This is a genomic window from Aquirhabdus parva (genome assembly GCF_003351745.1).
In the GTDB taxonomy this organism is placed as follows: Bacteria; Pseudomonadota; Gammaproteobacteria; order Pseudomonadales; family Moraxellaceae; genus Aquirhabdus; species Aquirhabdus parva.
On record NZ_CP031222.1, the window covers coordinates 3,039,888 to 3,055,261 of the forward strand.

The window sequence follows — 15,374 nt, forward strand, 5'->3', positions numbered from 1 at the left end:
TTTACTGACCATTTGGATGATAAGCTCTGCTGATCTTTTATCCATAGATAAGTGCAGAAATTCTCTTGAACGCGACCTCGCTCCATCCCCTTACTACAAAATATACAATTCAAAGTATTTTAATCCTTTTTATGAGTTTCATCCTTGCCGCATGTGGCGGCGGGGGTGGTGATGGCGGCGTGGTGACAGCAACGCTACAATCCGTGACAGTGACCCCGACTTCAGCCAGTGTAGCTGCGGGTCTGACTCAGCAATTCACCGCAACGGGTAACTACTCCGACGGCACCTCGCAAGCTATCGCTTCGCCGACATGGACATCATCCGATCAGACGGTTGCAACCATTGACAGTAAGGGTCTGGTCACCTCGCGTAAAGCAGGTACGGCAACCCTGACTGCCAATTTCAATGGCATCAGCGGAAGTACCACTCTTACGGTGACCACGGCTAAACTCCAGTCGATTACGGTGACGCCAGCCTCATCCAGTGTGGCGGCAGGACTGACTCAACAGTTTACGGCTACGGGGAACTACTCCGATGGCACATCGCAAGCGATTGCCACACCAGCGTGGAGCTCATCAGATACCACTACAGCAACGGTGAATGCTTCTGGCCTTGTGACCTCGATCAAAGCAGGCAGCGCAACACTGACCGCGACTTTGAGTGGGATTAGCGGCAGTGCAGCATTGACCGTGACTACAGCGACTTTGCAAAAGATCAATGTCACACCGGCTTCTCCGAGTATTGCAGCGGGACTTACACAGCAGTTGACGGCGACTGGTGTTTACTCAGATGGGACTACTCAAGCGATTGCCACGCCCATATGGAGTTCGACAAATACGACTGCAGCAACGGTAGATGCAAATGGGCTGGTTAAAACGCTTAAAGCAGGAAGCTCAACCATTGTCGCGACCTTTGGTGGCGTAGCAGGTAGTGCAACGCTGACGGTTACGGCGGCAAAGCTTGTTTCGTTTGTACTGGTTCCACCATTTGCAGAATTCACAACAACGACTGGACCAATTGTATTTCCGACATCTTCAACGATTCCAATTGATCTTGCTTCTAAAGCCTATATTGATCTAGCACAATTTAGCGATGGTACATATCACGATTTCAACCCGACTTGGACGTCATCAGACATCTCGGTAGCTACGGTAGGATCAACAGGAATGGTTACTGGTTTAAAGGCTGGTAAAGTTACGATCACGGCCACATATGACGGGATATCTCGATCCGTAACCGTGACGATCTCCACTGGAACGCTATCTTCACTTAGAATCCAAGGCTACGACATCATTACAAGTCTCCCTTTAAACTATAGGGCATCACTTCTTGCTGCTGCGGTGTTTTCCGATAATAGCAATAAGAGCTATAGCGTGACTGCGACATGGAGTTCATCGGATACATCAGTTGCAACCGTTGATGCTAAAGGGAATTTAGCTGTGATCGGCGTAGGTACTACCACAATCACAGCCAGCTATAAAGGGAAGTCTGTTGCTTTAACATTAAAATCCATTGCGCCAGTAGCCAAACCATCGTTTGTCGTCACTTGTGACCCCACCAAACCGATGACCATTTCGGCAGATACATGGAATGCCATATTTGGAAAAGATACGATCAACATTACACAATGGGTCATTGTTGACCCTGTTTCTTGTAAAAACTACCCTGTAATTAGGCTCAATATTGATCAAGGTTATATCCTTGAATCAACTCGGATCAGTTCAGCTCTTTTCGGGCCAGCAACAACCTATGGCAGTACGATCTCGCCGACTGGGTGGTGGCTGGGACCGACTCCATTGCCGTTATATGTCGGGGCAAAAGTGACTGTTGCTTATACTGATGGTGAGTCTGACCAATCAACGCCGATATATAGCTTCATCGCACAATAACCCCTTCCCTCAAAAAAAGGCCGTTTGCCCTCCCCTGAACATCGGTGCGGTCAAACGGCCTTTTTTTGCCTAAACCCTCTTAAACTTTAAGCAACCGACTCCCCCGCCTTCACTCCAAAGAACTCATGCAGGCGCTGCCAAGTGTCTTCGTAGTCCCAATCTTTGCAGAGTGGACGCCACTGGAGACCGTCGAGCATGACGCCGATGTTACGGATGAAAGCGGTGTCGGCATCAATACGCTCAATGGAACTGGCACGTCCTGCGGCTTGAAGCAAGGCTGTGGTGCCAAAGCTCATAGCCCAATTGGCAAAGGAGATGATCTCGACGGTATCGGCGCGAGGGGCTTGGATATCCCCCGCATCCATGGCGGTTTGTACAATCTCATCAAGTACGGCGGTGACGCGGCGCTCATAGGTGTGCCGCTCTGCCATCTGATGTGCCGAGGTTTTCTCCACGATGTTTTGCGCAAGGCCGCTCAGCACACACATAAACAGTGCCGGATGCTGACGGGCATAGAGATTGTAGGCATAGTGCAGCGCTAGGATCTTCTCACGTGAGTTGCCAGGAAAGTCGAAGACCCGTAAGTAGAGGGACAATTGGATTTGCAGGGCGCGGACGCACAATGCCGTGAGCAGATCCTCTTTACTCATAAAATGGTTATAAATCGTGCCTTTCGAGAATTCCGTTCTCGCTGCCAGTTTATCTAGAGATAGACTGGCAAAGCCTGATTCTTCCAGCATCTCTTGGGCAATATCCAGTAGCAGGGTATTGCGTTGCATCAGTTCACGTTGTTTACGCGCAATCGTACTCATCGTTCATGTCCAGCCAAGTTTTAAACCTAAGCCCCTGTCCGTTTATCGCGGTGATGGGGCAACCATAAATGTCCTCCGTTATTGTTGTAGTGATGCACATGGTCACCGGAAATCGACCATTCGTCTTATAATTTTTATATTCCGTCAAAATCTGACGATATGTCATTTTTGAATAAAAAACAAGCCTAACACACTCGAATTGCGTGACATGGGCGTTCAATTTGACTTAAAAGAGTCTTTAAAAGACTAGTAAAAAATAAATGATTCAAATAGTTATTTATTAGTGAATAAATCTGTCGCCCTGTGCCCAAGATGCATCATGCGTGGAACGAGGTCATTTGGCCTCAACTCCACGGAATGAATATGTTTTTCGCATATTTATTATTATATTTCATATAGATAATCAAGAAAGAAATGCATTTATAAGGACTAACTAAAACTCACCACTCATCCATTAAATTTGACCTTTTGGTTTAATATCGACATTATTTGACAAACTGTCATAATTTGACAACAATTCAAACTTACCATTCAGATCAATTAAAGCGTAGCACCTTTTTAAACCATTGCTGATTTAAGACTGTCGATTACTCATTTTTGATGGGGTGGAGAAGTTGAGATGAAAATCAAGTTTGCTTGGCCAAATACGCGTGAATGGGAAGATGCGGTACGTCTGGCCAAAGAAAAATATGTGCAAAGTTTTAATGCCAAAACCAGTCCCAACCCAACCTGCTTTGTGGTGGGGATTCTGCCTGATGAGTCAGGGACTGAAACAGTGGCGGCATGCGCCGGTCTGACCTTTGCGGATTCACGGCAATTGTTCTCCGAGCAATATCTGCCGCTGCCGATTGAACAGCATATTCAGCAGGCCGAGAACCAGTCGGTAGAGCGTAATGCGATTGTCGAGGTGGGTTCGCTGGCCTCGGTCTATCCCCAAGCCGGCAGTGAACTGGCGCGTTTGATGCCGCTGATCTGCTGGTGTATCGGTATGCGCTACTTCATTTGTACGTCTACCGTACAACTGCGCAAGCTACTAACCAAGCTGAATATTGCATTCAAACCGCTACTCGTGGTTGAGCAGCAGAACCTCAGTGAAAACATGGTAGAGCGCTGGGGTAGCTACTACGAACAACAACCCGAAACCGGCTATGTCTGTATCGCCCAGCATGCGACTAACTTTGGCTCTCATACCGGCTTGTTTATGTTTGAAAACTTGGTGATCAAAGCCAAGTTGCCACCTAAACAAAACCCAGTTACTGCAAAAAAAGACAAGGAAGACGACTATGCAATGGCTTAATCAAATCCTGACCCACTGCCAGAACAATCCCGATCATCCGATGGTGGAAGTGCTGTCCAGTGCGGGGGAATCGACGGTCTATCGCAGTCAGGAGATCGTGGCAACCGCAGAGGCGCTCAGCCAATGGCTAAATGAGTCGAAAGTCCTGCGCGGTCGTCCACTCAAGATTGGGCTGGTGACACACAACTCCGTGGAGTGGGTGGTGGCTGACCTTGCACTGTTGCTTTCAAACAGCATCGAAGTGCCAGTACCCCTCGCCTTCTCGACTGATCAAGCCGCGCACTTGCTGCATGATGTTGATCTGTGTCTGGTCGATCAAAAAGGGCTACAGCGTTTAAACGCTTGGTTCCCAGAGAATGATCCTGAACTTCGCTGCCCGCCCTATCACTTGCTGGAGATGGATACGCTGCTGGCACTTGCCAAGCACCGTGTGCCGGACATCAGCGCGGTGCATGCGCCTGCTGATGATGAACAGACTTTATGCAAAATCATCCATACCTCAGGCACGACCAGTCGCCCCAAGGGCGTTAAGATTCGCAGTCAAGGCATTGGTCACTTACTGGTGTCGCTGCATGGTCGTGTCGCCAAAGGCACGTATGCCCGCTATCTATCGCTGGTGCCACTGAGCCTGCTCATTGAGCAAGTGGTTGGCGTGTATTTGACGTTTCTGGATGGCGGCACGCTGGTGTTTTTGCCTGCCAATGAGCCGCTACTGGGTGAGTCAAATGCCACCACCAAGCAAATGTTGACCTGGCTTGCCCGTGCCAAACCGGCAGCGTTAACCCTGCCCCCGTCGATGGTCGAAGCCTTGCTTGCCGAGTGCCGTTTACATCCAAACGAGTCGGTCGCAGCACGCTTAAGCCGTTTGTTTGGTGAAGCGGCGGTGCCGTTCATTGCCTGTGGCGGCGCTCCGACTGATCCCAAAGTGCTACTGGAATTGATCGCTTATGGCCTACCTGTCTATGAAGGGTATGGCCTGAGTGAAAACAGTTCGGTGGTGGCATGGAACTCTCCGCACTGCTTCAAGCTGGGCACGGTCGGTAAGCCACTCGAACATGTGCAGATCAAACTCAACGCGCACAAAGAACTGTTGGTCAAGAGTACGTCTTTGTTTGCCGGCTATGCCAATTTAGATCCATCGAGCTGTGATATCGACAGCGAGGGCTGGCTGCATACCGGAGATATCGCAGAGATTGATGACGAAGGCTATCTACGCATCTTTGGTCGCAAGAAGAATCTGATCATCACAGCCAATGGCCGCAACGTGTCGCCGGAGTGGGTGGAGTCACGCTACAAGTCGCTGGATGCCGTGGAACATGCGGTGCTGTTTGGTGATGGGCTGGAGTCGCTGCATGGCTTCTTTGTCATTGCGCCGCAACATGATCTGAACCATGCGGCAACCGAAATTCAGGCTTTTGGTCGGCACCTGTCCGAGATTGAACGGGTGGAACAGATCAGTGTGGTGCAGAGCAGTGAACAGATCTATGCCGACTTTTTTACCGTGACCGGACGCCCACTGCGCGATCGGATATGGGCATGGATGAATGAAAGTCGTGCGGCCACCACCGCGACACATCCAGCACCGCAGTTGGTGGATGCTTAAAACAAAAGACGGGATATTCCCCGTACGTATAGGAGATCCAAGATGAAATACGCCATTGTTATTACCTATAGCTTCCATCCGGCATGGTTGCAAAAAACATGGCAGGAGCGCGAGGACTATACCCGCATCCATGTCGAGCCGATCTTCGCCAGCTACGCCGGTAAGGTCTCAGTGCGCTTGTTTGATGCCGAAGCGTTTAGCACGCGCTACAGCGACTTCATGCTGCTTGAGACCGAAGATCTCAAAGATTACTACTACATGATCGAGACGCTGCGTGAGAGCCAATTGTTCAAGGACAACCTCGTGGAATTCAAAGAGGTGATTCTGGGCATTGAAGATGGCTTTCGTAACTATGAACGCGATGTCTTAAATCACCCTAATCCTTAACCATCAATCTTTTATAAAAACTTATTTCAATACAGGAAGACTGTCATGATTCTTAAAGACTTAAACCAGATCAACAAAGAAGCGCATATCCACACCTTCCATCCGTCTGGATTGGATTGGCCTGAGCGTTTTGATGATGAAGAACTCAAATTCCTCTCTCGCGTCGCGTTCAATGAAGAAGGCCATGAGCGTGCAGCGATTGCCTATCTGACCAAAGAACTGGCGCAGTTGGCTGAGATCGAGCGCCATGTATCAGCAGTGATGACCATTGTGCTTGCTGACTTGCAGGGGGAAGAAGATCGCCTGTCGGAAGGCTTCGAGCTGCATCATGCGCTGACTTGCTTTGCGGCAGAAGAACTGCAACATGCCAATCTGTTTTACCGCTATGTGCGTCTCTTGTCACAAGACGACTTTAAATATGCCAACAACCTGTTTCAAGCGCGTTTGACCCCGTACCAAGGCACAGATTCTCCGTATATCAAACTGGCGGCACTGTGCTGCTCGGCTTATATCGGTGAGTCAGTCATCACCGTGTTTGAGCGCAAAACCCGCGCACTGGACCCAGAGATGAAGTACTTCTTCACTCGCCTGCTCTACTGGCATGGTCTGGATGAAGCCCGCCATGTGCAGACTGACCACTTCGTGTTTGAGCATATCGTGCCAAACCTGACAGCGGCTGAACAGCGCCGTATGCGTCAGATTCTGGACATCACCGAAGCGTTAAATGGTGAGCTTGCTACCCGCTTTGAAGCCTATACCAAAGAGAAGTTTGGCTTTGACTACACCGAAAACAACTATGCCCATCACACCCAACTGGAACTGACTGGCAAATTCCGCAGCCTCGTGTTTGGTGAGCGCATTTCTAAAGTGGATGACGCGATGGATGATGAAGGCCGTGCCCTACTCCAGCGCTTTTCTCAGGCTGAGACGATCCACGTCTAACCCCGTATTCGTCAGATTTAAAGGAGTTCTATCATGACCAGCGTCACGCAAAGTCATTTATCAGAATCGGCATTGCAGACTCGTCCTTTGCTGACTGCATTGGCAATGTTTGCCTTGTTTCTGGCGGCGATGGACAGTACCGCCGTCAGCACGCTGCTGCCCTATATCAAGGGTCAGTTTCAGGATCAAACCTTATATCCGTGGTTGCTGTCGGGCTTTATTCTCGCCAGTGTGCTGGTGACCCCAGTGGCGGGCGTGCTGTCCGACCGCTTGGGTGAGAAGCGTACCATGCAGACTGCGCTCGGCCTGTTTCTGATCGGCTCGATTGCCATTGGTTATGCACCCAGCATCAGTACCCTGATTGCAGCACGCGTGCTGCAAGGGATTGGTGCAGGGGCGATCATGGTGACGACCTATGTCATCATCGGCAAGCTGTATAGCAACCAAGAGCGCGGCAAGATGCAAGGCTTACTGAGTCTGGTCTGGGGTGTGGCGGCGATTGTCGGTCCAATGCTCGGTGCATTGATTCAGGAGTACTGGGGCTGGCAGATGGTGTTTTTGCTCAATGTGCCACTCTGTGCGGTCATCATCGTGATGATTGCGCTGCTCTATCCGAATAAACCAGTGGCCTCGCAAGGCGCCAAGATTGATGCCTTGACCCTGATCAGCTTTGCGGGTCTCTTGGGCGGCATCTTGCTGCTGATCATGGCGCACTCGCTGCAACTGGGACCACTGGTCAGTCATATTCTGGCGGTGATTGTGCTGGTCAGCCTGATCATTCAAGTGGTGCGGATTCGCGGCAACCAAAGTCGTAGTCTGGTGCCTGTCGCTTTCCTGCGGGAGCGCCGCTTTGTGATTCCGGCACTGCTGACGGCACTCGCCAGTATTGCGCTATATGCCACAGTAACCTTACTGCCGCTGTACTTAAGCGGTAGTAAACACTTGAGTGCGATTGAAGGCGGCTTTCTGGTGATGGCGTCAGCACTCGGCTGGGTGGTCGGTTCGGCAGTGTGTGGCGGCTTGATCAGTAAAACCAACTTCCGCATCACCGCGATCATCGGTGCGGTCCTGCTTGTCATCGGCGTGGGTGTGCTGCATCTGCTCGACAGTACTGCCAGCAATGCCTACTTCGCCTTTGCGCAAGTGTGCATCGGTTTAGGCATTGGCTTTTGTGCTACGACCACTTTGGTTTTGGTGCAGAACCAGTCCCCGCTGGCCAGTATCGGTGGCTTTACGTCTGCCGTGCAGCTCTGTCGCAATCTGGGTGCGGTGGTTGGGATCAATGTAGTGACGGCGTTACAGATCATGTCATTGCGTCATCTGGAAACCAGCCATAGCGCCAATGCGTGGTCACTGTCCTTTGCCAACAGCTTTACGGTGCTGTTGTATTTGACCATTGCGGCTCTGGTGCTGGCACTGCTGATGCCCAAACAGGCACAACAATAACAACAAGAAACTGCAACACCCTGATTTTCCCTGTCTAAGTTTTTCCTCTATTTCGGCTTGATCCTATCAGGCCGAGGTAGCGCACTGCGCGTTGAGTTTGCCGTGCAGCGCAGCATTTTCAATGTTTTACATGACCTTTAGCCACGAAAAATCATATGAGAAGGAGTAGCACTGTGGGTACTGTATATGAGTTTGATCCGAAGACGTCGGTTGCTGTGATCTCCCGCGATCACTTCGGTGATATCCAAAGCGACGAACTGTTTACCATTTTGGGTCAATCTGGCGTGATTATCCTGCGTGGTTGTATCAACACCGTTGAGGAATTCAGCGCGTTTGTCAAAAAACACAGCAGTCGTTTGAGTCTAGACCCAGCACGCAGCATGGTCGGTGGCGCAGCGCAACTGGTGGATGCTGGCACGCATGCGGTGGGTCTGCACTGTGAAAATGGGAATTCGCCATTCTGGCCTGACCTAACATGGTTCTATTGCCACCGCGCGCCCACACAAGGCTCACAAACCACCATCTGCAATGGTGCCGATGTCTACTGGCATCTGTCCGAAGGCTGCCGTAATTTCTTTGCCGATGCGCCAATCCGCTATCGCCGCCGTGTGGCGGGAGACAAATGGCGTCGATTGGTTTGTCATTATCGTCCGGATATCAATAATCCATCGCTGGTCTCTTTTCATGATCTGTTGAAACTGACCCAGCACGATCCACATACCACGATCACGCATGACGCCGAGAGTGATGATATTCACTACGCCTATGTCGTGTCGGCAATCCAGACCTCAAGCTTTAGCGCCCTGCCCGCCTTTGCCAACAGCATTTTGGGGCCATCTTATAACTATGAAAAACCGATCATCGACATGGCGGATGGACGCGAGATTCCTGAAGCCTATCTGGATGAAATCGAAACCATTACCCAAGCCCATACCCACCCCATCGGCTGGCAGGATCATGACATCGCCATGATCGACAACCGTCGGGTGATGCATGGCCGCGAGGAGATTCTGGACATGAATCGTCAAATTTTTAATGCACTCAGCTATCGCTAAGGAGGCCTCATGAATTTATCTCTACAACCTGCCATTGTCAGCGCCCGCTATGAGACTTTTGTCGATCAAGCTGGCGCAGAGCATATAGATCTGACGGGTGGTTTTGGCTATCAGGAACTGACCGTCGTCCATGCGGTCGATCAACAAGCCAAGCGTATGGGGCTGTCGAATCGTGTACTGATCTCAGCCCCCCTCTTAAACTTCTGTAGCACGCTTGCCAAAGTACTGCCTAAACCGCTCGACATGTCTTATGTCTGTAACTCTGGCGATGAGGCCTTTGAAGGTGCGCTCAAACTGTGTAAAGGATTAAAACCGCAGGGTCAGACCCTCGTCTATATCACTGGCGGGGACTATGGCTCGCTGACCTACGGTCGCTGTCTAAGCCATCCTGAACAGTATCCTGAAGTAGTCGAATTTTTGGGTATGCGCTTGATCGGTATTCAGAACATCCAGCAGTTAAAGTCGATTTCCCGCGTGGAGGATTGCTTTGCGGTGTGCTATACGCCGCTGATAATCGATGCCGAGGGTCGGACTCGTACTCTGGATGCTGCTCTTGTCAAAGCCTTGAGTCAATTTGCCAAGCAAGCCAAAGCCCCAGTGATCTGTATGGACTCACGCACGGCATTAGGTCGTACGGGCAAGACGTTTGGCTTTGAACTCTATGGCGTGGTGCCTGACATTGAAGTGCTTGGCGATGGTCTGGGCGGTAATGTGATTCCCATCGGCACGTATACCTGTAGCGCCAAGCTTGCTCATGGCGTCTACGGCAGTAGCTCACCCGCCAAACACGGCAGTACTACTGCGGGGAATCCGCTCGCGTGTGCCGCAGCACTGGCAGTACTGGACTATCTCCACCACCGCGATATTCCCAGCCGCTGTCTGGCGCATAGCCAAATCCTGCGTACCGCTTTGCAGGATTATCAGCCTACGGTCGCCGGGTCTTGGGTCAGCATCGTCATTCCAGATGGGATTGATAGCGCCACGCTGCAAGCTGATCTCTATGCACGCGGCGTCTATGTCAACGCGCCCATACAGCGCATTCTAAACATCAGTGCACCGATCATCGCCCGTCCTGAATCCATCCAAAAAGCCGCCACTATCATTCATGAGGTATTGCAACATGACCAGTCAAATTTCATTGCCAAAATTGCTTGATCAGTGTGAACAACACTGGAGCGCTTCTGCCGCCAAGCTGTACCGTATCAGCCAAAACTCGGTAGAGCAGGAAGCGGATGGCATCCATGTCTACGATCATCGCGGTCAGAAGTTTATCGACTGCGCCTGTAGCTATGGGGTGTTCATCGTCGGTCATCGTAACCCTGCGGTACAGCAGGCGGCGGTCGGTCAGTTAAAGACGCTGGCGTGGACACCGACAGGCTTTATCAATCCTGCCCAGCAAGCCCTGACGGATAAGCTCAAAGCGCTTGTTCCCGGCGCATGGGGCGATGTGCACTATATGGTGTCGGGTGCGGAAGCCATTGAGCAGACCTTACGCTATGTACTGAAGGTCAAAGCGGATCGTAAAGGAATCGTGGTGATGCTGGACTCTTATCACGGCAAGACCTTGGCGGCGATGAACATCCTCGGCCAGCATCAACATCAAAACACTTACGGCAAGATCGCAGACGAAGTGAAGTTCGTGCCGTATGGCGATGTTGAAGCGCTGCGTGCTGCGGTGGGAGATGGCGTGCGTGCGGTGTATTTGGAGCCGATCTTGGGCGGTGCACATCTGCGATTGCCACCAGCGGGCTACCTCAAACAGGTTGAAGCAATCTGTAAATCGACCGACACCCTGCTGGTCGCTGATGAAATTCAGACCGCATTTGGTCGCTGTGGTCGCTGGTTTGCCATCGAATACGGTCCGATCACCCCAGATATGATCATCCTATCCAAAGGTCTGACCGGTGGCTATGCCTCGATTGCCTGTGTGCTGTATAGCGAGAAGCTCAGCCAAACGCACCCGACTGATGTGATTGAACCCGATCAGCGCAGTCATGGCGGACATCCCTTTGCCAGTACGGCAGGTCTGGCTGCGATTCAGTTTATTGAAGATCAGCATCTGGTGGAGCAAGCGGATCGTCATGGTCGTCAGTTTGGTGAGGGTTTACAGCGCCTTGCCGCCAAGTACCCCCAGATCATTGAGGATGCTCCCGCGATTGGTCTGATGACGGGACTGCGTCTACGCGGTGCTGTGTATGAGGCGCTGCTGTCGATGCAGCTTGGCAAGCGCGGTATCCATGCGGGCAACTCCATGAATGAGAAGGCAGCTAATCCTGTACTGCGTCTTTATCCCCCACTGCAAATTGATCTGGCGAGTCTGGATCATGTACTGGCGATGCTGGATGAATCACTGGCGCAGATTGCCAAGATGCCGCCGCTGGTTATTCGTCTTTTAAAACCGCTGATTCATCATCTCTACAAAGCGCCGAATGATCTACTGCGCTGGGTTGAGGCGAAGAATTAAGCTTTTAAAATGAAATCAAAAGCGCTGTCTCAAAGGAGCCGGCGCTTTTTTTTGCTAGAGAAACTCGACTCGCTTTTCCCAGATCGCCAGTACGATACAGCCATCGACACTGTGGACATTGTGATCAGTTCCCGGTGGATGGATCAGCAGGGTGCCGGTGGGATGATGACCGACATCATCGGTTTGGCTGCCTGAGAGCACCAAAATATGCTCATAGCCCGCATGGCGATGTTTAGGTGCGCTGGCTCCGGCTTGATAGCGCAGCAGCATGGCGGCTGATCCTTGGTTGACCGCCTCATAGATGGGATAGCAATCTATCCCGTCGTGAAACGGTTGCCACTGCAATTGATGCTGAGTGCTCAGGATATCAAACAGCCCTTGTAATTGAATGATCTGGTTCATGCGGTCAGTGCCTTGATCAAGGCGGTTGAGTTTGAAACCGCGCCGAATACCCCGCCCTGCATTTTGATCATGCTCAGCGCTGCCAGATGATTCTGGTGGTCTGTCGCGCCGCAGCAGTCTTCCAGCAGTACACACTCAAAGCCACGGTCATTGCCCTCGCGCATGGTGGTATGTACGCACACGTCGGTGGTGATGCCCGTCAGAATGATGTTTTCAATGCCTTTGGTGCGCAGGATCAACTCAAGGTCGGTGGCACAGAATGAACCCTTGCCCGGTTTATCGATGATCGGTTCGCCGTCCAGCGGTTTGAGTTCGTCGATGATATCCCAGCCGACTTCACCGCGAATCAGGATCTTGCCGCAGGGTCCGGGATCACCAATGCCGGCGCCCATCTGCCGCGACCGCCAGCGTTTATTGGCAGGAAGATCAGTCAGGTCAGGACGGTGCCCTTCGCGGGTATGGATAATCAAAAAACCTTGCGCACGTAGCACGTCCAGCAGCGCTTTGATCGGCTCAATCGGCGCACGGGTCAGGCTCAAGTCATAGCCCATCTTGTCAACATAGCCGCCAACACCACAGAAATCGATCTGCATATCAATGATGATCAAGGCAGTATTTTCCGGACGCAGATCGCCATTGTACGGCCATGCATAGGGCGAGGATTCGATATACCGGGTCATGTGAACTCCTTTAAAAGATAACTATTATTTTTTAGGTTAACCATCCACTGATGCCACAGGGCTCTTGGCCAGCAATCCTGCATTTTTATGGCAGAGGAACAAAAAGATGCTGACGATAAGGTACGCGATAACCACTTCAGGTGATTTCATCACCCCAATGGCTTGGCTATGCATAAAGCCAAAGAAGGTCAGTACCGCACCGGCAAACGCAAATGCCGAGGCTTTATGGAAGGCTTTATCAATGATGCAAGCCGTGATCGCGGCAAGGATCAAACTGACCAGAATCGCGCCACTGCCAAGGATATCCAGCCCTTGATAGATGACCCCAGTGTTGGCGAGTTTATCCATACCGACGGCGGCAGCATTGGTGCCTGCGGCGCCCAAGGCATTGTCAATTTGCAACTTGCCCCAGCCCGCCACTTGCGGTATCAAGGCGACGATCACCGCAGGGGCATGCACACGCGGTGTCTCCTGAAAAGCCTGCGCACCGATTAACAGTCCGATATAGAGCAGGATCGGTGAAATCGCGACGATGGGGATAATCGCCATCATGAACGCCAAAATACCAAAACAGGACAGGATTAAAATCATCACCCCGGTTGCGGCGGAGTAACCAATGCGCCCGCCCATCGCCTTCCAGCCGGGATGTCCAATATAGACGGCATTGATAAACGGATTGCCCAAGCAGCAGCCGATGAGACTGACTATGCCATCCGCAGTCAGCACCCGCGTGGTTGGATAGTGGTCGCCACCTGCCTCGGCACTTTCGACATTGTCCATTGCTTCTACAAGGTCATAGATCCCGAAGGGAATTGCGGTGACCAGAATCACGGCCAAGTAGTCAAAACCATTAAAGACATGACCAAAAGCAGGGATCGGAATCGAGAAGCCAAAGCTGGCAAAGGAGTCACCGAGGTGACTTAAACTCATACCGCCGATATGAAAGCCCATGGCAAGGCTACCCCATGCAATCAGGGAGCCGACGATGATAGCCACCAGACCGGCGGGCATGCCCTTAAAGTAGCGCACACCGCCAAACCAGTTTGCCAGCAGAATCGCAAAGCACACTACCCCAACGATTGGGTCCATAAACATGTCTAGCGCAGGACGCAGTGAGATATAGGCAATCGACACGCCAGCCAATGCACCCAATAGCGCCACACGCGGCGTCACCCTGCGTATAAATGGTGCGATAAAACCGCCGATCATCAGCACAAAGCTCTGCACAAACACCCACGCAAGGCCCGCCTCCCAACCTTTGACCGGATCACCACTCGCCGCGCCGATCGGCAGCATGATCACAAACACCACCACAAACATGTGTGGCACGCTGATGCCTGAGGGCAACGCGCAGACATCGTTGCGTCCGGTTTTCTTGGCAAGTTGGTAGGCCATCCATGCGTAGTACATGGTGGAGAGAAAGAGCATGAACCCTGCAGCAGGGAGGATGCGCCCGAAGGTCAAGGCATCAGGCAGCTTTAAGACATATTTTAAGAGTGCGGTGAGGGTCAGCATATTGACCAAGATATTGGTGCCAAAGCCAAAAAAGGCGTTCCAATCCCCCACTGCCCAGAGGACAGGTTTGTGTGTGGTTTGCATGGTTTTCTCTCTTATCGAATCAATCACCCCATTTTTAAAAGCACATCAAACCGTCAAGCTTTATGGCGTTTGAAGTGCGTGGATAATGGCGTTTGAGTCAGAAACCCAGCCAAATATCCCCCCCTGTGCCGCGATCATGCGTAACGCAACTTCATGAAACTCTGGAAAATAAGATGCCGTGCAGTCCGCAGGTACCACACACTCAAAACCACGGTCATTGGCTTCGCGCACGGTGGTATGGACACAGACTTCGGTAGTCACCCCGCAGACAATGAGCGTGGATATGTTTTTGTTTTTTAAGAGAAGTTCGAGATCGGTCTGATAGAACGCGCCTTTACCCGGTTTGTCGAGCACAGGCTCACCGCTGATCGGTGCCAGATCGGGAATGATGTCGTGCCCGGCCTCACCACGAATCAGAATACGGCCCATGGGACCGATATCCCCGATACGCTCGGTGCCTTTGCCACGGTTTAATTTGGCAGGTGGGGCATCACTCAGGTCAGGACGATGCCCTTCGCGGGTATGAATAATAAAGAGCCCAGCAGCGCGGGCGGCTTGCAGGAGCTTTTGACAAGGGAGGATGGCTGAGCGCAGCAGTGAGACGTCATTACCCAGCATCGCGCCAAAGCCGCCCAACTCCAGAAAGTCACGCTGCATGTCGATGATCACCAAAGCAATATACTTGGGATCAAACTGCAGAGGGTAAGGTTCGGCTTGGATCTCGTGCTTACTTATCATGGCACCCTCTTATCACTGATTCTTCTATTGAAATCAGCAATAAATATGCCAGAGGGTTAA

At 51.6% G+C, this 15,374-nt stretch carries 14 protein-coding genes; 9 read left to right on the forward strand and 5 right to left on the reverse strand.

What is annotated here, in order from left to right:
• Positions 1 to 131: 131 nt before the first annotated feature.
• Entirely contained in the window at positions 132 to 1,889 is a 1,758-nt protein-coding gene (locus HYN46_RS13690; RefSeq protein ID WP_114899899.1) for an Ig-like domain-containing protein, read from the forward strand.
• Between the two features lie 86 nt (positions 1,890 to 1,975).
• Here the strand turns inward: HYN46_RS13690 and HYN46_RS13695 are convergent, their stop codons facing one another.
• Positions 1,976 to 2,701 carry a TetR/AcrR family transcriptional regulator gene (locus HYN46_RS13695; RefSeq protein WP_114899900.1) on the reverse strand — a complete coding sequence of 242 codons (726 nt, stop codon included), beginning with the start codon at positions 2,699 to 2,701 and terminating at the stop codon, positions 1,976 to 1,978.
• A gap of 619 nt (positions 2,702 to 3,320) precedes the next feature.
• Between HYN46_RS13695 and HYN46_RS13700 the strand changes: the two genes are divergently transcribed.
• The 8 genes from HYN46_RS13700 (at position 3,321) to HYN46_RS13735 (ending at position 11,895) form a co-directional block, all read left to right on the forward strand.
• Positions 3,321 to 3,998, forward strand: a complete 678-nt coding sequence (locus HYN46_RS13700) for a thermostable hemolysin (RefSeq protein WP_114899901.1) — start codon at positions 3,321 to 3,323, stop codon at positions 3,996 to 3,998.
• Positions 3,985 to 5,601 (forward strand): AMP-binding protein, encoded by a 1,617-nt coding sequence (locus HYN46_RS13705; protein ID WP_114899902.1) that lies wholly within the window; start codon positions 3,985 to 3,987, stop codon positions 5,599 to 5,601. Before HYN46_RS13700 ends, HYN46_RS13705 begins: the two co-directional genes overlap by 14 nt.
• A gap of 42 nt (positions 5,602 to 5,643) precedes the next feature.
• Positions 5,644 to 5,988, forward strand: a complete 345-nt coding sequence (locus HYN46_RS13710) for a darcynin family protein (RefSeq protein WP_114899903.1) — start codon at positions 5,644 to 5,646, stop codon at positions 5,986 to 5,988.
• Between the two features lie 45 nt (positions 5,989 to 6,033).
• Positions 6,034 to 6,930, forward strand: a complete 897-nt coding sequence (locus tag HYN46_RS13715; protein ID WP_114899904.1) for a diiron oxygenase — start codon at positions 6,034 to 6,036, stop codon at positions 6,928 to 6,930.
• A 33-nt stretch (positions 6,931 to 6,963) separates the two neighbouring features.
• The gene (locus HYN46_RS13720; protein WP_114899905.1) at positions 6,964 to 8,376 is read left to right on the forward strand and encodes an MFS transporter; all 1,413 of its coding nucleotides are present in this window, start codon (positions 6,964 to 6,966) and stop codon (positions 8,374 to 8,376) included.
• A gap of 173 nt (positions 8,377 to 8,549) precedes the next feature.
• Entirely contained in the window at positions 8,550 to 9,431 is an 882-nt protein-coding gene (locus HYN46_RS13725; protein ID WP_228254815.1) for a TauD/TfdA family dioxygenase, read from the forward strand.
• Positions 9,432 to 9,440: 9 nt separating this feature from the next.
• Positions 9,441 to 10,586 (forward strand): aminotransferase class III-fold pyridoxal phosphate-dependent enzyme, encoded by a 1,146-nt coding sequence (locus HYN46_RS13730; RefSeq protein ID WP_114899907.1) that lies wholly within the window; start codon positions 9,441 to 9,443, stop codon positions 10,584 to 10,586.
• On the forward strand, positions 10,552 to 11,895 hold the full coding sequence (locus tag HYN46_RS13735) for an aspartate aminotransferase family protein (RefSeq protein ID WP_114899908.1): 1,344 nt from the start codon (positions 10,552 to 10,554) through the stop codon (positions 11,893 to 11,895). The genes HYN46_RS13730 and HYN46_RS13735 overlap by 35 nt, the downstream gene beginning before the upstream one ends.
• A gap of 54 nt (positions 11,896 to 11,949) precedes the next feature.
• On the opposite strand, the gene HYN46_RS13740 is transcribed toward HYN46_RS13735, so the two are convergent.
• The 4 genes from HYN46_RS13740 to HYN46_RS13755 are packed head-to-tail and all read right to left on the reverse strand — an operon-like array spanning position 11,950 to position 15,314.
• On the reverse strand, positions 11,950 to 12,297 hold the full coding sequence (locus HYN46_RS13740; RefSeq protein ID WP_114899909.1) for a cupin domain-containing protein: 348 nt from the start codon (positions 12,295 to 12,297) through the stop codon (positions 11,950 to 11,952).
• Complete coding sequence (gene biuH / locus HYN46_RS13745) at positions 12,294 to 12,977, reverse strand: biuret amidohydrolase (protein ID WP_114899910.1); 684 nt, start codon at positions 12,975 to 12,977, stop codon at positions 12,294 to 12,296. The genes HYN46_RS13740 and biuH overlap by 4 nt, the downstream gene beginning before the upstream one ends.
• Before the next feature lie 36 nt (positions 12,978 to 13,013).
• Positions 13,014 to 14,576, reverse strand: a complete 1,563-nt coding sequence (locus tag HYN46_RS13750; protein ID WP_114899911.1) for a regulator — start codon at positions 14,574 to 14,576, stop codon at positions 13,014 to 13,016.
• A gap of 60 nt (positions 14,577 to 14,636) precedes the next feature.
• Positions 14,637 to 15,314 (reverse strand): cysteine hydrolase family protein, encoded by a 678-nt coding sequence (locus tag HYN46_RS13755; protein ID WP_114899912.1) that lies wholly within the window; start codon positions 15,312 to 15,314, stop codon positions 14,637 to 14,639.
• Positions 15,315 to 15,374 lie beyond the last annotated feature (60 nt).